Origin of the sequence: Geobacillus sp. YHL (assembly GCF_022341265.1) — a bacterium.
GTDB classification, from domain to species: Bacteria; Bacillota; Bacilli; order Bacillales; family Anoxybacillaceae; genus Geobacillus; species Geobacillus thermoleovorans.
In genome coordinates, this window is record NZ_JAEIGB010000022.1 from 28,143 (window position 1) to 49,261 (window position 21,119).

A 21,119-nucleotide genomic window follows, 5' to 3' on the forward strand; every position below is an offset into this window, starting at 1 on the left:
GTTAAATAAGTTGAACAAGAGCGTAGCTAACGGACAGGCGGGCTTAGGCGGCCCGCCTGCTTTATCGTCATAAAATGATATTCTTAATTTTGTAGATTTCCCGTTCGTGTTCGATGACTTTGTTCGAGAGGAAGGTGATGTCAAGTTTGATGTTGTTCAGCTGTTCATTGAATGATTGGGCATGGGAATCGACTTTTTTCTCTAAGGAGTCGAGTCTTTGGTGGATGGAAGAAACTTCACCGTGAAGTTTGTGCACGTCCATCGCGAGGGCGTCGAGTGCGGCGTCGGTTTCATCCTGGCGGTGAAGCAGGGCAGACATCAGATCATACAGTTCTTTTTGGCCGGCTTTGATATGGGCTTGTTCTTCTTCTAACCGCTTTTGGCCTTCAAGGAGAGCTTGCTGGATCCGCCGGAATTCTTCTTGCTCTTTGCGCATTTCCTGCTGTTCTCTACGGATCTCCTGTTGTTCTTTCCGCATTTCTTGCTGTTCTCTTCGGATCTCCTGTTGCTCTTTCCGCATTTCCTGTTGTTCTCTTCGGATCTCCTGTTGCTCTTTCCGTATTTCTTGTTGTTCTCTTCGGATCTCCTGCTGTTCTTTTCGCATTTCTTGTTGTTCTCTTCGGATTTCCTGTTGCTCTTTTCGGATTTCTTGTTGTTCTGCTTCCAGCCGTTTGTGGCTTTCGACGAGGAGGTGCAGCGTGTTCTCGATATGACCAAGGCGGTTGAACAACTGCAAGAGGATCTCTTCGCTCATGGTTGGCCCCTCTTTCATTCTAATTTCTTTCATTATAGCACATATGTTCTTGTCGGACAAGCACGAATGGTGTATATAGGAAAGCGTACAAACATATGATACAATGAATAAACAAACTGACAAGTCCCAGTGCGGATGTCGGCTAGTATGTTTTTAGAAAGGGATCGATGTATGCTTTACGTTTCTCCTGCCAAAATCGCAAGCTATTTTTATCACGAGTGCGAGCGGAATTTTTATTTTCAGTCGTTGGCGAAAGAACGGCGAAGCGAGCTCGATGTGCCGGAAGAGCTGTTTGAGCAGCCTGCGGTTCATGAGAGCGTGCTGCGCCGAGGGGTTGAGTGGGAAGAGGAAGTGATTACGACCTATTTGGCCGGCCAAGTGCAGATGGGGAAGCGAGAGCCTGGCGCACCGATTTCCCACTGCTATTTGGATGGAGAGGAGACGATCCGCGAGCTGAAGCAGCCGAGCAAGCGCTATTTATACCAGCCGACATTGATCGCGCCGCCGCGCTTTTACGAACGGTACGGGTTGGATCTGAAAGTGATCCGATTTGCGGCGTGTCGTCCGGATTTGATTGAGTGCATTCCGGGGCAAAACGGCTTTGTGTTCCGCATCATCGACATCAAATCATCAGATGTGTTAAAGATTTCCCACCGCGTGCAAACGGCGCTGTACGCGTTGATGTTGTCCTCGGTGTTAGAGGAGCACGGTGTTAAGGGCAGCGTCGATTTGCGCGAAGCCGGGATATGGACGTACAAAACCGAGCAGCCGCAGCTGACAGATATCGGACAGCTGCTTCCGTTTCTTGAGCAGTTTTTGGCTGGCGAATTGACGGCGCTGGCTGGGAAGCAACTTGATGAGCTGTTTTGGCATTTGGATTATCGCTGTGAATGGTGCCCGTTCTATGATTACTGTTTCGACAAAGCGCGGAAACAGTCGCATATTTCCCTCGTTCCGTACTTATCGAGCCATGCGTCCCGCTTTATCCGCGAGCGGCAGCTTCCGGAGACGATCGGAGAGTTTCGCCAACTTCTTGAGCGTCAAGAAACGAGACACGTCCTAAAACAAAACGCTGGATTGGCGCGTCAACTTGGGCGGCTTGAAGCGCAGCTTGAGGCGATTGCGGAGGAAAAGGTCGTTCCGTATGACCAGGCGGTGACGCATATGCCGATATGGGAAGACATTCGTCTGATTCTCACCGCGCAACGCGATCCGTTGACGGGGAAGATTGCGGCGGCATCGTTGTACCGTGTTGGTGGAACAGATGTGTTTGGAACGGGATCGGAAATGCATCATGTTATTGCTGGTTCTCTGGAAGAATGCGACGCGGTCGGCCGAACGTTTGCCGATGCGCTGGACCGCCTGCTTCAGACGGTGCACGATTACAACCGGGATCGAGAGTGGCGGTCGCAAAAATCGGTGCAGGCGTATGTCACCGACAACTATGAATGGGACAATGTGCAGCAGCTGCTTCAAGCGCTTTTGTTCGATCCAGACTATAACGAAAAAGCTGTTCGGCTGCTGTCGTATTTTCATAGCAGCTCACTAGCAAGTGCCAACGATCATCCAGATGAAATCGTTCCGCTTCCTGTCGTTGTCCTGACAACGGCTGTGAGCCAGCTGTTCGCCTTGCCGACGCATGTTGCGTACCGTCTTGAAGACTTGTCGCGGTATATTGCGGCCTACCATGATTCGCCGTTTCTGTACTCGGCGAGCGAGCGCTTTTCGTTCCGCTTGACAAACGCCATGAAACTGGATGTGCTGCATGATGCCTGGCAAACAGGGGACACGGAAACACGGCAAGCGGTCGAGAAGGAGCTGAGCCGCCGCCTTTGGGCCGCTCACAGCATCATTCAAGGAATCCGTGCGTGGGCCGAGAGCGTCCATCCTTCGCCACTTATGGTCTGGCCGGAAAAATTTGCGTTTCCTCATTCGGCTGATTACCGCGATCCGCTTGTGTCCAAGCTGGCGTTTATGGCGCGCTACGAGGCGCTATTAAACTACTTGGATATTCGCCAAAAGCGCCTGCTCCCGCTTTCGGAGCGGCTTGAGAACGGAGTGACGCTTCATGTCACGTACCTTGGCGGCGATCGGTTCCGATTGAACAACCGCCAGGCGCTTGAAACGATCGATCTAAAGGCGAGCTGGCTTTTGACGGAGTGCAATGAGGAAGGAGAAAAGGCGCAACAGACGTTTCCTGATCATAAGTACGCCAGTGAATGGAAGCCGCCCCAATGGGCCAATGTCTATTTTGTCCGCATTCGCGCCATCGAAGATAATGGCAAGACAGCTGAACTCAAGCTCGAGTTGCCCAAATGGCTCGATCGGTTCCCGCTTGTGGAAGGAGAGGAGTATTGGCTGTCGCTTCGGCATGCGGATTTTACCACCCCGCGCGTCTTGCAGGCGTTGCAACAGTTGGATAAGGACAATCATCGCATCTTGGACTTGATTCGCGATCCGATTCGCTATCGGAAAACGTTTCGTCCCAACTGGGATGCAGAGGAAGTCAAGGCGCTTCTCCGCCAAAGCAGGCTGACGAAAAGCCAGCGTCAGGCGTTTCTCCACTTTCTCCGTCATACGTTGACGCTCGTCTGGGGGCCGCCTGGCACCGGGAAAACGCATTTTATTGCCGTCGCTCTTCGGCTGCTTATGCCGATTTACGAAAAGCAGGGGCGCAGGCTTGCCATTCTTGTTTCGGGTTTCACCCATGCGGCGATCGAAAACGTTCTGCGCAAAATTCAGGAGCTTGCGCCGCGGCGCAGCGTCCATATCGCGAAACTTGGTGAGATTCAGACGGAAAACGCCAAAGGAATCGCCGAGGTGGCGGACCGTGACCTTCCCCGATGGCTGGGCAACGGCGGGCATCGGGTGCTTGGCGCTACGCTGTACGGCATTCAAAGAGCGTATGAAAAAGGCTGTCTAGAAGAGTTTGACGTCGTCATTCTGGATGAGGCGTCGCAAATTCGTGTTGCCGATTCGCTATTGGCGTTGCGCCATGTCAAAAAAGCAGGCAGGCTGCTTATCGTCGGCGACCATTTCCAGCTGCCGCCAATCATTCAAGGGGCGTATGCGGCCGCGGAAGGGGAGCCGCACCTGTTCGACTCGATTTTCCGCCTGCTGTTTGACGCGGATGTGGAGAAGCGGTATACCCGCCAACTGACGGACAATTTCCGCATGAACGAGGCGCTTTGCCGCTACCCGGCCGAGCGGATTTACAGCTCCCAGTATACCGCGTTCACCCGCCAGATTGCCGAACAAACGTTGACGCTCGCCCCTGCGCCCCGGGCCGATGGGTGGATCGAAGCGGCGATCGACCCTGACTATCCGCTTGTCGTCTGCACGTATGACGGTGTATACGGTGCGCAAGAAAACGAGGCGGAGGCGCGCTGGGTGGCGAGCATCGCGAAGGTGTTGCGGGAACGGCTTCTCGACAGCGAGGGGAAACGGTACGATGACTCATCAGAAGGCGACCAAGCGTTTTGGCGCCGCGGGCTGTTTATCATCTCGCCGCATCGGGCGCAAATCCGCGCCATTCGCCGTGAGCTTGAACACCAAGGACTGCGTCCGCCGTTTTTCGTCGATACGGTTGATAAAATGCAAGGACAAGAAGCGGATACGGCGATCATCAGCTACGGCGTCGCCGATCCGGAACTGGCTGTGATGGAAGGGGAGTTCATCTACAGTTTGAACCGCCTCAACGTGTCGCTCACGCGGGCGCGGAAAAAGGCGATCCTCTTCCTCTCGCGCCAACTTATGTCGCCGCCGCTTCAGGTGATCGGCAACGAGGAATACCGTGAAGGAGTCAACTTTATGGTTGGGCTTGAGCAGTACGCTTTACGTCATGGGGAAGCGCAAACGTTTATGGTCGACGGTGTTGCGCTGCAAATGTACCGAGTCAGTCGTCCGAAGATGGAAAACATGGACACTCTATGAAGCTGCTGAGTTTGACAGGAAAAAAGGATGAATCAAGGCGCTGTTCAACTTGAGAAATTCTTTGATGCATCCGAGAATCCCCCATTTTCTTGCTCACAAACCGCATAAACAGTCGCCATCCGCCATGCCGCCTTCTCCGTTTGTTGGCTCGTTTTGTTTCCATGCTGAGCGCAGCCGCGCACGGTTCGGAAGAGGGGGGCATGGGGGACGGAATGGGTATTGATGTGCGAACGGTGAATAGTTGATAAGAAAATTAAGGAAGGAAACCGCCGAGCCATGGAGAAATAATGGAAATAAGATTTGTCGATAAGAAGCACTGTGCTAGGAATACGCGACAAGAGAGGGGGCGTGCCATGGCAAACGTCGGCGGGAGAAGACCGGTGTCGGATGCAAGGCTTGAGGCGATCAAAAAGCTCTTTCCGGAAGCGGTTGTAGATGGGGGCATCGATTGGGAGTTGCTGAAGAAAGTGTTTGGCGGTCACGAACGGCAAGAAGCATATGAGTTCACGTGGCCGGGGAAGGCGGAGGCGAGGCGGCTCGCTGAGCTGCCTGCGTCCGGAGTATTGCGGCCGGACCGGGCGACGAGCAAACAGTGGGAGACGACGAACAATTGGTATATTGAAGGAGACAATTTAGAGGCGTTAAAGCTGCTGAGAACGTCGCATGCGGGAACCATTCAAATGATTTACATCGATCCGCCGTACAATACAGGAAAAGTGCTCACGTACAAAGACAATTGGCGCAAGGGGAAAGCCGTTGTTCCTAGCGGAATCCAGGAAGAAGCGCGTGCCCATGCCGGCTGGCTCAACATGATGTACCCGCGCCTTTGGGTGGCGAGGGAGCTGTTGGCCGAGACGGGGGCCATCTTTATCTCCATTGATGATACGGAGCAGGCGAATTTGAGAAAAATGTGCGATGAAATTTTTGGCGAGCGGAATTTTGTCGCCACGTTCATTTGGCAGCGGGCGTTTTCGCCCGTGAATATGAACAAGTTCGCCTCGCGCAACCATGATTTCATTTTATGTTATGCGAAAAACATCGATCGCCTGGCTTGGTACGGCTTGCCGCGCCATCCGGAAGCGGATGGGCGGTATGCCAACCCAGACAATGACCCGCGCGGTCCATGGACGTCAGGCGATTTGTCGGTGGGTCCGCCGATTCCCGAAAAGATTTATAAGATTGTGACGCCAAGCGGTCGGGTCGTTTCTCCGCCGAATGGGTATTGCTGGCGGGTGACGAAGGAGCGCTTCGCCGAGCTGGCGGCGGATAACCGCATTTGGTTTGGCAAAGACGGAAACGGGGTGCCGCGCCTGAAGCGGTTTTTAAGCGAAGTGAAGTCGACGGTGACGCCGCTTACGATTTGGACGCATGACGAGGTGTCCCATTCGCAGGAGGCGAAAAAGGAGCTGAAGGAGCTGTTCGATGGGCTCGCGGTGATGGATTACCCGAAGCCGGTGAAGCTCATTCAGCGCATGGTGGCGCTGACAACGAGGGATGATGATCTCATCCTCGACTTTTTTTCCGGCTCGGCGACAACGGCCCATGCCGTCATGCAGCAAAACGCCGAAGACGGCGGCCGGCGGTCGTTTATAATGGTGCAGCTTCCCGAACGGCTTGCGGAAACGTCCGAGGCGTATCGGGTGGGGTTTCGGACGATTTGCGACATTGGCCGCGAGCGCATCCGCCGCGCGGGGGAGAAAATCGTTTATGAAACGGGGAAGACGGAGCTTGATATCGGCTTTAAAGTGTTTCGGATTGAGAGAACAAACCAGCCCGCTCGCTAGGCGAACGGGCTGTTCCTTGACTAGGTTGATGAAAGGCGCTTTGGTTGAGGTGATACCCGTGTTTTCCGAGTCTCTGATGTCCAACGTTTCGGGCGTTTTTTACAATGACGGCGCGGCCCAGCGGTGGTCGACAAAGACGTCGTACTCCGCGGCAATCGTTTCTTTGAGCTCCGCTAAAGACGGGATGCCGTCGGCGAACGTGTAGGTGTCAAGGCAAATGAGGGAGTATTCGTCGCCGGGATCAAATACGATGGTGACGACTTCTTCCGTTCCGGCGTCCACTTGCCGGACGGTGTCGCCGTCTTCCGGCTCAACGAGTACGTTTTGGTATGTTTCGCGAATCACGTAGTAGCCTTCCTGCAATTGTTCAGTGAATAGATGTTCGATGTCTGTCAGTTCGTGGACAATCATTATTTAAGTCCTCCTAACTTGTGAAATCATTCTCAATGTCAGTATATAACGTAGTCGCTGTCGATATAATAGATGCCGTGGAAAGTTCGAAAAGTTGTCATGTTTGCATGCCAAGCGTAGATAAGGTTGGGTGCAGGATTGATAAGGGAAAATAGCAGCTTCCTGCAAAAAGAAAGCGCCCTCGTGGGAGGAATTCAAATATGAACAGGAAATTTATAGGAGTAATGTCCCTCTTTTTGATAATATTATTCGGAATGTATGGTGTCGGGACTAAAATTGTCGCCAAATCAAAAATTTATGAAACAGAGTCAACAACTACATTAGTGGTTAATAAAAATGATTTAGAGGACCTTTCAATTTACTTCTTAACGCCTTATATAACCAAAGCAGTACAGGATTATTATGGAAAACCATCTGGAATTCAGTGGTGGAAGCCTAAAATATTAGAGATTAAAAATTTAGAACCCGGGAGTCGTTATAAATTCTTACTCAAAATTCGTGTAGAAACATTTAAAGGGGCTCACAACCCTCCTTACGGAATTGATATAATAACACTTGAAATCGATTTTGACAAAATTCGTATTATTGATTACAAGCACATCGAAGAGAAGATAAAAAAACAAACATAGGGTATTACCTCCTTTTATATATTAAGGTTTTTATAAGGTTCATCACCAAAAGATGTACTTGATTTTTATGTTAAAATGTGATAGAGGTCTCTAGACGGACACGCAAAGTAAAACGCTGGATATTTCGATACCCATATCCTCGCCTTTTGATCAATTTTATTTTGTTGTTGATTCCTTCCATTGGACCATTTGAGTAAGAAAAAACGATGCAAGAAAGCACTGCGTCTCTTCGGGTGATGAGTGCCTTGGCAATACTGCGTACGGCGGCACAGTCGCTAAAAAGGTACCGGTCAAACCATTGGGTCAAACGAGTTTCGGCTTGCTTTCTTGTTTGGCTTTTGGATACGTAACGGAAATGTTGAAGTGCTTGATAGACATCACGTAAATAAGCACTTTCTTGGCACCATTGTCGAACTTCCTGTCTCTCTTCTTCTGTTAATTTTTCTGGACGTTGGCTTAACAATCGGCACACGCGGCGAACGCTTCCATGTTTGGTTCCGCCTTTGGCAAGGTATTTGCGACAACGTTCCAGTGCATCGGTGAATAACTGAATCACATGGAAGTGGTCAAGAACATGGATGGCTTTTGGACATACCTTTTCAATGGCTTTTCTCATGGCAGGAGCCAAGTCGCTGACAACATACTTCACTTTGGAGGCGACGGGTTGAAGCGCCTCCACAATGGCTTCTTCATTTTTTCCAGAAGCAATGGAAAGGACATTCCGAGTCTGTATGTCCATCACCGCTACTCCGTAATCATGTCCCTTTCGGAAAGCGAATTCATCCACACATACTACTGTAGGATTCGATGTTGGTAAAAGAGCCGGGGCATATTGATAAAACCAGCGTTCTACTGTCGTATAGGCGAGTTGTAACAAGCGAGCGACTTCTTGAATCGTTTTTCCGATGCATAACTGGGCGACCCAATGTTGAAACGATTCCGTCGCGATCCTGTGAGACGGAAGTCCCGGATAAGAAACGGTGAACGTCAGAAAACAGGCTTGGCAACGCCGTCTTTCTATGGGAAGTTCAATCCAAAATAAACCGACCGTATTGGTATAGCCATGAATCCATTGTTTTCGTTTCGATGATATTTTGGTTGTCCGTCCGAAGCAAGTCGGGCAGATCGGACAATGAGGAGGGAGGGAAAGTTCAAAAATCCATCGTTCTCCCTCTTTTCGTTCTCCATGAATAAGAAAGCCTGGTAAAGTGATCAAATCTTTGATAAACTGAGATTGCATGCGAAATTTCCTCCATGGTTGATGGTTTGGTCACCTTTACCATACAGGAAATTTCGCATTTTTTGTACCCTTGATCAGAAAACAACCTGATTGTCAAGTACATTTTGTGGTGAAGAGCCAAATATTTAACTCCATTAGTAGAATCCTTAAATAAATTAGTTAATTTTCCTATCAAAAAAGCGAGGGAATAAAATTGTCGAAAAGATTAGGACGCAATTTCTATCATTTACTTATAGCTGTATCTTTTTCCACCTTTGGTGATGGACTGACGTTACTGGCTATGCCTTGGTTAGCATCTACGATTACATCTAATACATTTTCTGTTTCGTTGGTTTCTGCCTCGATGACTTTACCTTGGTTGTTATTCAGTTTATACATAGGAGCCCTCATTGATTATTATCCAAAAAAGAAATTAATGATTGTAGCAGCCATTATTAGAATAATAGTGTTGATTGTACTAAGTGTAAGTATTTTATTCAAAATAATAAGCATCCCTCTGTTAATTTTTGTAGCATTTCTCATCGGAATAACAAAAGTAGTATTTGACAGTACAGCCCAAACATTAGTTCCCTCTATAGTTTCAAAAGATATTTTAGAGAAAGCCAACGGTTATATAATGACTTCAAGACTAACTATGAGCGATGTGGTAGGACGGTCCATAGGCGGAATCCTGATTAGTTTTGGAATATTTATCCCATTTGCTCTCGATATCATTTCACTCCTAGCCACTATTCCTTTTTTATTTTTATTAAAGACAACAGCTAGTTTGAAAAATCATGCTTTAAATAAAAAGAGGAAGTTAGATATTCTTGAAGGAGTAAAATTTGTTTGGAAAAACCAATTATTATTGACTTTAGCTTTAATGGGGATTGGGATTACTCTCATGTTCACCTCTACGTTGGCCATACAAGTTTTTTATGTGAAAGAGATATTAAAGCTAGACTCCTCTGGCTTTGGACTGTTAATAGCCGTTGGCACTATTGGAAGCATTATTGGCAGCCAAAGTATATCGTTATTGAAAAATAAATTCGGTTTTAATGCCACCATTTTAACGTCGCTATTAATGATGGGATTTACACTTGGAAGTGTTGGATTAACAAGCAATCCGTTTATTGTTGGAATTCTTTATTTTATTGCCAGCATTTTTATTGCAACTTTCAATATTTGTAACTTATCATTGCGCCAGAGAATAATCCCTGACAATAAATTAGGCAGGGTAGGTGGAGTCTTTCAATTATTATCTTTGGGAATGAGTCCATTAGGCATGTTGCTTGGAGGAGGAATTGTAAATCTTGCGGAAAAATATGTGAGTAGAGATATTGCTTTAAGAATTCCTAACATCTCCTTAGGAATTGTTTATTCTGTGTTATTTGTAGTCTTGTTCATCGCTTTAAAGAAATTTAACAAAGAACTTTCAATGAATAATCTCAGAAACAAGCAAGCTGAGCCAAATTAAAATGAAAGTCCGTCTTGGCCACCGTCGTTTTGTTATGAAACACATCTCCTACAAGGAATGGAGGAAGCACTGGTTAAATGGGATAAGAAAACACCAAAGGCCATGGCAATCTTCGAAGAATGATTTCCATGGCCGTACTGGACTATCCAAATCGTTATCGGTGACGCCTACTCACAAAAAACTTTGTTAAAATTTCGGCAGCGCCTCCACGGCATCTGCCAAATCACTATAGCTGTCTTTTAAGTATCGGGACGTTGTGGCGATATTACTGTGACCAGCAAGTCTCCGTACTTTCTCGATATCATTGTTCGTCGCTTTTAACATCCACTTACAAAATGTATGCCGGAACATATGGGGCGTCAGTTTTTTATTCGGCAGGCTGTAGCTCTCGATCATTCGCTGGATACCCCTTACCGAAAACTTCGGAGAACGCTGGCTGTAAAAGACGTATGGCGATTGGGCGACATGCGGTTTCTTTTTCGCCATTTCCGCGCGAAACTTAAGCCAATCCTCGAGTTCCGCCAGCAGGATGTTTGAGATCGGCACCGTTCTTACTTTCATCCCTTTTCCGACAATGCGAATCCGCTTCATTTCTAAATCCAAGTCCGTTAATTTTAAATTGGACAACTCTTCCACCCGCAGTCCCGCATAGGTAAGCAGGTACACTACCGCCCGGTCCCGGCGATATTTCTCCTCGGGATCGACTCCTCGGCTTTGCACCGGTTTTTTCCGCATTCGATGCAACAGATCTTCGAATTCTTCTTCCGTCAGCCACATAATTTTTTCGTTATCTTCATCTGCTGATTTTAGATCCTGGATGTCTTTCATTGGGTTCTGTTCAATCTTATGATGTTTGACGGCCCACGCATCTCACATTTCGCACCCTAACAAGGTCAAAACAAAGGATTTTTTATTTAGTTTTTCAGAATAACTTTTTGACCAACACAACGAGCGATGGCGATCCTTTTTTTACCATCGCTGGTCGTTCCGTATCACGTTACACGTAGATGCTCTCATCCATGCCCAATCCCTGCAGAATCCTTCGCTGATCAGGGGTAAGGGAGCGATCCAGTGAGCGTTGGATGCGCCCATCCGGCAGCTTGAACAGGACGACGTTCACATATTGAAACAGCTGAAAAATCGCCTGTCCCGTCGGCCGGGTCAGCTTGCGGCCTCCAAGACCCTTCAACGGGTGTTCTGGAGTAATAAACTGACGCACTCGGCGCTGAAAAACGCGGTAAATAGCCAAGGCCAACAGAAACAAATAGCCTAATACTGCGACCCGTTCTGGTTTTTTGACGTAAATCTCATCCGTGAAAAACGGATCTTTCAAAAAAGCGAAGTTCATTTCCACCGAGATCTGCCCTTTATACAGCTTCAAGATCTCTTGGGCATCCATGGGTTGGCCCTTCCATTCCTTCGGAACGGTCGTGACAAGGACAAACCGGGACGCTTTCCGTCTCGCCTGTTCCCACGCGTCTTGGTCGAATTCGACGTCAAGGTGCAAGAAATACAGCGTCTCCACCTCGGGTTCCGCCCCTTTTTTCGGCCGTCCGCGCCGTTTTTTCAGGCGTACGATCTCTTCGACCGCGGCCTCAACCCGATGAAACCGGGGGCGAAGGGACGCCTTGAGGGACGCCAAGGCTTGTTCGGCATCTTCCCGGCAGGAGAAGGGGTGGCGCTCCCAACGGACTTGTTCCTCGCGAAGAAGCTCCGCTTCTTTGGTTCGTTCTTTTTCAAGCGTCTTTCCTTTTCGCTGGTCGAGCGCGCTCGATTCAACAACGATCAGCCGAACGGGGTGGCCTTCATACGTCGAGGCCGTTTCCCATACCCGGTACGTGGCGCCGTTTCTCTCCGCCAACGTAAAGGGATCGCTCCACGTCGTGTCCTCAGCATCCGCTTCGGCCAGCGCGGTTTTCACGATCCGGAGCGACGAAGGGCCTCTGGTGATCAAAAAGGCGTTGGCCGCTTTGGTTTGCGCCAGGGTCTCTTTCGTCATCGCGGCGGAATCGGCCACGTAAATCCATTCGTCTTCGATTTTGGCCTGCTTCAGCTGTTCATGGACACGAGACAGCACCTCGGGATTCCATGTTTTATCGGGCAGGTTGCCATCGTGCACATCGCCGTAAAACGGGATGCCGTCCTCGTTGCCGACCAGTCCGAAACCGATCTGTTTTTGCCAACGATGATGGCGGTTGTAGCCATGTGTGATTTGTAAGGCCTCTAACGAGGCCGATTCATACGCGCCGTAAACGGTCTTGTCCGTCGTATCGGCGTGGAAGGCTCGGAGGGAAAGGCCTTCTTTGCGATAAATATGAATCAAGCAAGTGCTGATGACGTTGTGAATGCCAGCCTCATACAGGCGATCGAGATGACGGGCCAACGCATCGTCGTTCAACCAGGAAGGATGGAGATCGGGACGGATGAGTTTCTCACAATCGACCTCCTGAGCCCAATGTTCCAAGTGAACAAGGGCTTGCCGGCCGTCAAACACATTGTAGAGGATGGCCTGAACGGCATCGCTGACTCGCGTTTGGCACTGCGGATCGACGGGCACGAGATGGTCAATCAATTGAGGCAGACCCAGTTTCTTGAATAGGGCACTTATTATATTCAAATAAGAATTGCGATAGACCTTTTTGACTTGAACATTCATAAGAGAAAAACTCCTTTACGTTCCTTGTGTGTCAAGGATTCATTCGACATCGGAACGAAAAAATCCTCCCGATTTTCGTCGAGAGGGTGCGAAATGTGAGTTACAAATATACATTGTTCGAATCAATCACTAGATAATAGTGGCAGTCTTCATCACCTATATTGGTAAAACTATGTTCAATATCTGCTTCATAATACATGGAATCGCCTTCTTCTAGGTCATACGTTTCATTTCCTAATTTTACTCTTAATTTACCCTTAGCTACCGAGATATACTCCTTAACTCCTTTTTTGTGCTTTGGGAAAATTCCTGAAGCTTTTTTATTTATAAGGAATAATATTTAAAATAAATTCGATCCCCCTTGATGGGAAAGAAGGAGATAAAAGATGTCTTTCAAAACCACTATGTTCATCCTTATAAATATATCTTTCCTCCTTTTTTATAACAATCACCTCTTTTCTAGCATCTTCTCCTAATAATTGTGAAAGGGTCATATCTAAACCTTCTGCAATTTGACAAGCCACTTGGATAGTAGGGTTTTTTCCCCTCTTTCGATTTGCGAAAGCATAGAGCGACTTACTCCACAACGATCAGATAATTCCTGTAAAGAAAGTGACTTAGATTTTCTAGCTTTTTTAACGTTTTCCCCGAAACTCATGATGAATCCCTCCTGCTATAAGTTCAGATTGAAAAAAAGATATAATATAAATGTTTAAGTTAAGCAAAAGATCGAATGGAAAGTTTCATTATATGGCGGAAAATCAATTTGATACATAACTATATTACACTATAGTGGAATTTTTGTCTTGACTTTCATGATAATTAGTAATAATATGGAAACATATCCGCTATAGTGGAATTTAAACTATGGAAAAAGTGATATTTATTAATTCTCCAATGTTAACACAACAAAACTTTAAAGACTATTGTTATCAATAACAATACATAGGGGTGATAAAACTGAGCTCGACATTAGTTTTTATTGATGGTGAATTTTATCCTAAAGAACATGCAAAGATTAGTGTTTACGATCATGGATTATTATATGGGGACGGTATCTACGAAGGAATGCGCTGTTATTCCGGATATGTCTTTCAAATGAATGAGCACTTGGAAAGATTGATGAAATCAGCAAAAAGCCTGAGAATTGAAATTCCTTATAATAAGCAAGAGATTGGCGAATTCGTATTAGAAACTTTAAGGAAGAATCGGTTAAATAATGCCTATATACGGTTATTAGTTACAAGGGGGATTGGAGCAATTGGCCCTGATCCTCGTTCGTGTAAACGTCCATCCCTCATTATTATTGTTGAAGATTTACCGAATGTCCATGGAACTGATGCTTTAACAAAGGGAATATCAATGGCGATTGTTTCGATTCGCCGAGATGCCATCGATGCAACATCTCATGAAATCAAATCTCTTAATTATCTTAATAGTATTCAGGCAAAAATGGAATCCATTCAATACAACGCTGATGATGCTATACTTCTTGATTCGAGAGGATTTATCTCTGAATCTCCCATCTGTAATATATTTATCTATTCAAATGGCGAAATTGCCACTCCGCATTCAGGAAATGGAATTTTATTAGGAATCACTCGTCAAAACGTTATTGAAATTGCTAAAGAAATGGGACTGTCTGTAGTACAACGCGATATAACACCGTATGAATTGATCAATGCCGATGAAGTTTTTATAACTGGGACACATGCTGAAATTGTAGGAGTGACCAAAGTTAATAATATTGAGATTGGTAGTGGATGTGTTGGGGAAATTACAAAACAAATTATGTCACGATTTCGTGAAAGAACTCTTAACCCGAAATTTGGAACACCTATAGAAAAACAGTTTGTTTAAAATCATTTGAATATTAATTATTTTATTAATTAAATTATAAAATTAAAGGTGGTAGATAAAATTGTTATTTACAACAAATATTGAACAAAATTATAAGACTTTACTTTCCAATTTATCGTCCGGAAAAAGTACTATAAGTGAAACATTAATTGACTTAACGGAAACTCACTTGATGGAAATGTTGTTACCATCGTTTAGATATACAGGAAAAGAATTATTGGTTGGAGAAGGTGATGGGATATTACCAGGTGATGTTACTGGGCAGTTAGTATTGAATCGAGAATTAGGAGAGAAGCTATTAGATGAAGCAAGAAGAAGAAATACGAAAATTGATTTAATTTATTCAACCCCATACGGAGATCTCGAAGATTTTCGTCTCATTCAATCTATTAGAGGTTTCTTCACCAATCAAAAAGGTCGTACAACATTTTGTCCGGTTCAGGCAAGTTGCGAAGGAATTCCATCTATAGTGGGAGTGAATTGCACTTATATTGAAGAACAAGACCAAATGACTTATAAATATTTTTTTAAAGATGGAAGTTATATAGAAATTGAACAACCTATAAGAAAGGTCTATTTTTCCATATATGGAAATACCATCGAAATTCTTGAAGGACAATTTCTTTCAATGAGCGGAAGGCATGGAAGAATATATAAAGGTGAATTGCTCGTAGAAGAGCCGTTAATTGCTAAAGTTTATAAACTGCTTACCCAATGTTATTTAGAAGCTATTGAGATGGTAGGTCCATTAAAGGCACACACTTGTATAGTTGAGACAAATACTTTCCAACAAAACAAACAATGGCTCATTGATTCTATTCAATCAGAAGAGTTTCAGTTATTCCAAGAGCTTGTTCACCATGCCCAAGATGTAACTGATTTAGAGGTATTTGCCACAGCCCATACTACAAAAGGAATGGTTCAAACACTTTTGTATGCAAGCCATATCTCGATAGATGACGATAACCGAGTGGTAATCAAGGTTAGAGAAGATAAATATGCACTTGGTCTTTTACGTGATGAACGTATGTGGAATGATCCAGAGGCAATTGATTTGATGAGATTGATTTTTCTAGGTCCGGATGTTGTTGGTAAACATTTCAACAAATTCAAAAACCAATATGTAGAAATTTTCTCTAATCTTCTTTATCAAACATTTAAAGTTGGGGTAGGCAAAATTGCGGTCATCAGATTATTATGTATGCCATTTAAGATGATTTTTACAGAAAAATTTGATGTGAAACGTTTCTCTCAGAAGTTCGATTTAGATGAAAAGGCTGTTAGAAATCGAGTAAATGTTCTCACAAATGAAACTGAGACGTACCATGGTTGTCGTGGTGTAAGGGTTACTGTTCAACGTGAAGATATATGCGAACTTTGGTGTGAAGGTTTACTAAAAGCAGCAAAAAGAGCTAATGATGAAGGGATAAAAACACAAATCCAGATTCTCTTATCCATGGTAACGTTCCCTCAAGAAGTTGAGATGTTTATTGAGGTGTTTGAGCGAAAGATAAGAGAAATGATTGGAACCAAATGTGACTGGATTCGCGGTATATCGGTAATGATAGAAACGTCTGGAGCGTTTCATTTAATAGAAGATATTTTGGATTTGAAAGGGAAAAATTATTTGTTAAATGGTGCTTTGTTCGGTGGCAATGATTTTACCGCTGCGTGTCTAAATATGAATCGCACGGATTCAGCTAATTCCATTATTCCTAGCTATGTTCAACTCGGGATAATGAATAGAAGCCCTTTTCAAACAATAAATACTCAAATTGTAGGTAAAGCAATTGTGACAAGTTTGCAACGTATTCGCAATTTACGAAGAATTAATAACCGTGATTACTTAATTGGCTTGGGGGGTGAAATTGCAGGAGACTGGGAATCTGTTCAATGGTTAACTCGTCATGCGGCACCCCTCGGTTTAAATTATGTATCCACACCCCCTGAACGTATTCTGTTTTCACTATTTGCTAGCGCACAAGCATCTTTAGTGGAATTTTAAGCTCATAAAGAGAAGAGAGTTTTGACGATGAGCATTCAAAACTTTTTTTACCTTTTTTCTTATCAAAAAACAAACGTTCAAGAAAGGGTGTGTAGATACAATGCAACTTTTTTTTAACTTTATACTGTCTGTATCACCAATTTTATTAGCTCTAGTTTGTTTGATTTGGTTAAAAATTTCAGGAATGTACACAGCAATATATTCATATTTGTTGTCGGTTATCGTATCACTGTTGCCTTTCCATTTTGAAACATCATTAAAAGATTTATTACATTCCTCTATCCAAGGTTTATTGATATCAATTACTGTTATTTATGTTTTGATATTTGGGTTACTTTTATATAACGTATTAAGTGAAAGCCAGGCTATTAACATTATTTCTAACAGATTATCTTTTTTTTGTAGCTCACCGGTAGAACAAGGGTTACTAATTTCCTCAGCATTAGGTCCTTTTCTTGAAGCAACTAGTGGTTTTGGTATCGGAATTGTTATAGCCGCCCCCCTATATCTTTCGTTAGGCTTTCAACCAAGAAAGGCGGCTCTCTTGTCTTTATTGACGCAGTCTGCTGTTCCATGGGGGGCGCTTGCTATTGGAACAGTAATCAACGCTGAATTATCGAGTGTCCCCCTCAATGAACTGGGAAAGTATAGCGCCTTAGTAAGTATTCCTCTTTATTTTTTTTATACAGTAATGGTAGTTATCATTAGTGGAGGGAAGAGAGCTATAAAAAATTACTTTTTAGAGATATTAATTGTTTCAACAACGTTATCATTAACTACATGGTTGATAAGCGCTTATGTTTCAACGGAATTAGCTGGTGTATTAGCAGGATTTACATCCTCTTTATGTTTGATAACTTATTGGAAATTAAAAGAGTTAATTTACAAAAAATTTGCTAAAGAAGTTGCGGTATCAAAATCAACTCTTCTAACAAATAAAAGGGATTTTCTAAAAGCTATTATACCTTACCTTATTTTAACGACTTATATCTTTATATCACATTTTTATTCGTCTTTGAAATTAATCCTTACTAATGTAATGGTGGTTAGATTACCAAAATATAATTTTCATTTAGAACTCTTGTATAGCCCGGGATTTGCATTGTTTTTAGCTTCTATTGTGACCATTGGGATATACCGCTTAAAAATGTTTCAGATCAAATCCTGCATTATTAGAACGATACAACAAGTATATCCAGCAAGTATGGCAACAATCGGATTTGTTGCTATGTCCAGTGTAATGCAACAATCTGGAATGACAGATTTTATCGCGACAAATGTGGCCGCTTTATTGGGTTCTTGGTTTATTATTGCATCTCCTATAATCGGTGCAATCGGTGGATTTATGAGTGGTAGCAACAGTGCTTCTAATGCAATGTTCTCACATTTTCAAAGCACAATGGCAAATAAATTACATAGTTCAGAACTGTTGTATGCTACATCCCAAAATGTTTCAGCATCTAATATGACTATGGCTTCACCATCTAGGGTTGCATTAGTTGCTTCCATTACAAAAAATTCAGGAAATGAGGGACAATTGGTACGAGGTATTCTTCCAATATCTCTAACGGCTATGTTGATTATTATTATTTTTATATTATGTTTGAATTTTTTTACATGATTGTTTAGAAATCTTAGTTAAGTCTAAGTTGACATGAAGGACAGGGGACTAAGCAGGGGTGTAAATTAGCACATTATTTCAGAATCCCTTTTTCAAATTATTTCGGACGGATTCGGAAATAATGTGCAAAATCTTTGCGAATTATTCCAGGTTTTGCAGATTATTTCCGAACGTTTGCACATTATTTCGGATGATTAACTAGAATGAGGATGGATCGGGATGAAACATAACAGGGGCCGATCAGCCCCTGCTGTGTCAGTACCCCATTTCTTCGGCTGCCATACGCACAATGTCTTCGTCAATCATATGTTTTTTTAATTGAGCGCCGTATAACAGGCAAGTGGTGGCGAGGTTGTTGATGATCCGCGGCCACCCCTGCGACTGCAGGGCAATCGCTTCTAAGGCAGCTGGGGTAAAAATCGGGTGTTTCGCCCCCGCCTGTTTCAGGCGGTGTTCGATATATCCTACCACTTCTTCCTTATCAAGAGGCCCCATCTGGTATCGCATGATGATTCGTTGGTGAAGCGGACGGTGTTGATTCAACCGTAGTTTTGCCTGTAAATGGGGCAGCCCCGCCAAAATCAAGACAAACGGATTCGTTGAGTCCATGTGAAAGTTGAACAGGATCGCGATATCCTGCAGAAAGGCATCCTTCGCTAAATGCATTTCATCGAGGATGAACACTGACGTTACCCGTTGTTCATGATACAAGCGCTCGATCCCTTGTTGGATTTGATAAAACAAGTCGACCTTGCGGTATTTCGGCTCTTCCCCGAGCCCGAAGGCAAGGCCGCGATAAAAGTCCATCACGCTTCCCGTTGACAATGGAAAATAAACGACGTGATACAGTGACGGATTCAGGGATTCCTTAAACGCCCGAAGGGCGAATGTCTTGCCGGCCCCTGGTTCACCGATCAATAGCCCGATCCCTCTTGTTCGTTTCACGTAGTCCAAAGCGGCGAGGGCCTCTTGATACGAGGCCCCTTGATAAGCCTCTGGTGGATTCGTCTCCTTCGAAAACGGCTCTCGGGAAAGGGAATAAAACGTTTTATACATCGTTTTCGCCTCCCTCTACCGGAACCGCCGCAAACGGTGACCGATGGCGTTTCACATAGGCATTGTCCTCGAAGCGAACAAGGACCGCTTCGGCGACCCGTTGACCGTCTTCGTACACATACACGCCTTGTTCATCATAACGGAGTTCGATCGATTGTCCGATGAACCGGGGCGGAACTTCATACAGCTGCTTGTTCAACGTGACCGTACCATCGGCCTTCACTTTACGGTATTCGCGTTTCAAAAAGATCGAGTCGAGCCAATCCGAATCCTCGACGAACGACACCAAATGGACTTGCGATTGAAACACTTCATGTGGCGTCTTCCCGTTCAACGAGGCATGCGGTTTTCGATGGTAATCTTCCTCCAACCACTTCCAAAATCGCTCGTTTAGCTCTTCGAGCGACTTCGGTGAATTCATTTCGAGCAACGGGTAAAACCGCGTCTGTACGGTGCGGAAAAATCGTTCGATTTTCCCTTTGCTTTGCGGATCGTACGGCTGGGTATGGATCAAGGTGATCCCTAACTCCGCGCAGGCGTACTGCAAGGGTTCCGCCCGATAAATCTTGCCGTTATCCGAGTAAATTCGCTTCGGCTTTCCGTATCGAAGCAGCGCTTCCTTGGTTACGATCCGCAACCCGTCAAATTTCTCGGAAGAGAAACTATACGTACGGCACGACCCGCGAGCAGTCATCGATATAGGCAATCAAAAACGTTTTTTGCGTTTTGCCATTCACGCGAATCAACGGGCCATGGGACAAATCACCTTGCCAGAGCTCATTGACCTGATCGTACGCGAATCGTTTTCGTTCAGGAATCGGTAAAATTTCTTTCCCCACGAGGTTGTATTTTTTTAAAAGTCGGTATATAGTGAAATAAGAGATGGATTGGATTTCCCCCTGCTCGATAAGGTGTTGGTAAAACACCGTCACGGGCATGTGGGGGTGTTTTTTTCTCAGGGCTAAAATGTGATCCTCTTCTTCAGGTGACAGCCTCCGGGAATGGCCACGGTCCGACCGTCGTTTCGGCTTCAGCGCCTCAAAGCCCCCTTTTTTGTACTGCGTGCACCAGTCGAGGATCGTTTTGGCGGCGATGCGTTTCTCTCCATGGTGGGGAACTTGATGGATCCGTTCCGCTACTTCCTTCAAGTACGTTTTTGGATCGACTTGTCCATTCACCAATGGAGCGATCAATCCATACCGAAATAAAGCGATCTCCTGTCTCATCGACTCATTCATTTCGATCTCCTCCTTCGTTCATCCCATTCTAGGACCTTATCGGTCCATCCTGTCTCTATCCTATCGGATCATTCCCCCGACCGTCGAGAGGAAAGGTTTGTGGAATCTATAAATGATTCCATATAAGGGGATATAAGTAAAATCAGGAACTGAATGTACGTGCAAAAAGATGCGTCGATCGGTGCTCCCATATCTCTTGGATGACGAAAAAGAGGCCGATCTCCTCCATCGTCTGGATCCACCATAGGGCTCGTTCTCTCGCTTGGGCGATGGCAGGACCAATTTTTCTCCAGCGCTCCGCAAAAAACCAATGAAGGTGGTTCAAATTTCGGAATAAACGTCGGACATAAAATAAAACCCCTTCATCCGTAGGAAGGAGTGGAGCCTCCTCCATCCCCCGTTTCGGAGTCAGGCCCAACCGTTCTTTCACCACTCTCCATATGGTGGGCAACGTATACTGAAAATAGGGGAGAAGA

15 protein-coding genes and 2 pseudogenes are annotated in these 21,119 nt (G+C 45.1%); 7 read left to right on the forward strand and 10 right to left on the reverse strand.

Annotated features, from left to right (window positions below; translation table 11 throughout):
* Window positions 1-67: 67 nt before the first annotated feature.
* The gene (locus JCR24_RS14900) at window positions 68-754 is read right to left on the reverse strand and encodes a coiled-coil domain-containing protein (protein WP_081132487.1); all 687 of its coding nucleotides are present in this window, start codon (window positions 752-754) and stop codon (window positions 68-70) included.
* A 171-nt stretch (window positions 755-925) separates the two neighbouring features.
* On the opposite strand from JCR24_RS14900, the gene JCR24_RS14905 reads away from it, so the two are divergent.
* Complete coding sequence (locus JCR24_RS14905; protein ID WP_238980872.1) at window positions 926-4,687, forward strand: bifunctional RecB family nuclease/DEAD/DEAH box helicase; 3,762 nt, start codon at window positions 926-928, stop codon at window positions 4,685-4,687.
* Between the two features lie 353 nt (window positions 4,688-5,040).
* The gene (locus JCR24_RS14910; RefSeq protein WP_238980873.1) at window positions 5,041-6,471 is read left to right on the forward strand and encodes a site-specific DNA-methyltransferase; all 1,431 of its coding nucleotides are present in this window, start codon (window positions 5,041-5,043) and stop codon (window positions 6,469-6,471) included.
* 99 nt (window positions 6,472-6,570) lie between these two features.
* Here JCR24_RS14910 and JCR24_RS14915 read toward each other — a convergent pair whose 3' ends face one another.
* Window positions 6,571-6,882 carry a hypothetical protein gene (locus JCR24_RS14915; protein WP_074044626.1) on the reverse strand — a complete coding sequence of 104 codons (312 nt, stop codon included), beginning with the start codon at window positions 6,880-6,882 and terminating at the stop codon, window positions 6,571-6,573.
* A gap of 200 nt (window positions 6,883-7,082) precedes the next feature.
* On the opposite strand from JCR24_RS14915, the gene JCR24_RS14920 reads away from it, so the two are divergent.
* Window positions 7,083-7,511, forward strand: coding sequence for a DUF3888 domain-containing protein (locus JCR24_RS14920; RefSeq protein ID WP_015374612.1), 429 nt, complete (start codon window positions 7,083-7,085; stop codon window positions 7,509-7,511).
* 70 nt (window positions 7,512-7,581) lie between these two features.
* Here JCR24_RS14920 and JCR24_RS14925 read toward each other — a convergent pair whose 3' ends face one another.
* Entirely contained in the window at window positions 7,582-8,751 is a 1,170-nt protein-coding gene (locus tag JCR24_RS14925) for an ISL3 family transposase (protein ID WP_047818221.1), read from the reverse strand.
* A 193-nt stretch (window positions 8,752-8,944) separates the two neighbouring features.
* On the opposite strand from JCR24_RS14925, the gene JCR24_RS14930 reads away from it, so the two are divergent.
* Window positions 8,945-10,207, forward strand: coding sequence for an MFS transporter (locus JCR24_RS14930; RefSeq protein ID WP_238980874.1), 1,263 nt, complete (start codon window positions 8,945-8,947; stop codon window positions 10,205-10,207).
* A gap of 186 nt (window positions 10,208-10,393) precedes the next feature.
* Here the strand turns inward: JCR24_RS14930 and JCR24_RS14935 are convergent.
* From JCR24_RS14935 to JCR24_RS17600, 5 genes and pseudogenes are all read right to left on the reverse strand, one after another.
* Window positions 10,394-11,074, reverse strand: a pseudogene (locus JCR24_RS14935) (tyrosine-type recombinase/integrase); the annotation flags it as partial.
* A gap of 130 nt (window positions 11,075-11,204) precedes the next feature.
* Window positions 11,205-12,863, reverse strand: coding sequence for an IS1634 family transposase (locus JCR24_RS14940; RefSeq protein ID WP_238980875.1), 1,659 nt, complete (start codon window positions 12,861-12,863; stop codon window positions 11,205-11,207).
* A 100-nt stretch (window positions 12,864-12,963) separates the two neighbouring features.
* A complete protein-coding gene (locus JCR24_RS14945; RefSeq protein ID WP_370643377.1) occupies window positions 12,964-13,203 on the reverse strand; it encodes a cupin domain-containing protein in 240 nt (79 codons plus the stop codon).
* The gene (locus JCR24_RS17595; RefSeq protein WP_370643375.1) at window positions 13,184-13,357 is read right to left on the reverse strand and encodes a hypothetical protein; all 174 of its coding nucleotides are present in this window, start codon (window positions 13,355-13,357) and stop codon (window positions 13,184-13,186) included. Before JCR24_RS17595 ends, JCR24_RS14945 begins: the two co-directional genes overlap by 20 nt.
* 2 nt (window positions 13,358-13,359) lie before the next feature.
* Entirely contained in the window at window positions 13,360-13,521 is a 162-nt protein-coding gene (locus JCR24_RS17600; RefSeq protein WP_370643376.1) for a helix-turn-helix domain-containing protein, read from the reverse strand.
* A gap of 293 nt (window positions 13,522-13,814) precedes the next feature.
* Between JCR24_RS17600 and ilvE the strand changes: the two genes are divergently transcribed.
* The 3 genes from ilvE to JCR24_RS14970 all read left to right on the forward strand — a co-directional run bounded on the left by ilvE (window position 13,815) and on the right by JCR24_RS14970 (window position 18,349).
* Complete coding sequence (gene ilvE, locus JCR24_RS14960) at window positions 13,815-14,723, forward strand: branched-chain-amino-acid transaminase (RefSeq protein ID WP_212744049.1); 909 nt, start codon at window positions 13,815-13,817, stop codon at window positions 14,721-14,723.
* Window positions 14,724-14,784: 61 nt separating this feature from the next.
* Window positions 14,785-16,728, forward strand: a complete 1,944-nt coding sequence (locus JCR24_RS14965) for a putative PEP-binding protein (protein ID WP_238980876.1) — start codon at window positions 14,785-14,787, stop codon at window positions 16,726-16,728.
* A gap of 100 nt (window positions 16,729-16,828) precedes the next feature.
* A complete protein-coding gene (locus JCR24_RS14970) occupies window positions 16,829-18,349 on the forward strand; it encodes an L-lactate permease (RefSeq protein WP_138187231.1) in 1,521 nt (506 codons plus the stop codon).
* Between the two features lie 255 nt (window positions 18,350-18,604).
* Here the strand turns inward: JCR24_RS14970 and JCR24_RS14975 are convergent, their stop codons facing one another.
* Window positions 18,605-19,405 (reverse strand): ExeA family protein, encoded by an 801-nt coding sequence (locus JCR24_RS14975; RefSeq protein ID WP_011229854.1) that lies wholly within the window; start codon window positions 19,403-19,405, stop codon window positions 18,605-18,607.
* Window positions 19,398-20,643 (reverse strand): annotated as a pseudogene (locus JCR24_RS14980) (IS481 family transposase). The gene JCR24_RS14975 and the pseudogene JCR24_RS14980 overlap by 8 nt, the downstream one beginning before the upstream one ends.
* Between the last annotated feature and the right edge of the window lie 476 nt (window positions 20,644-21,119).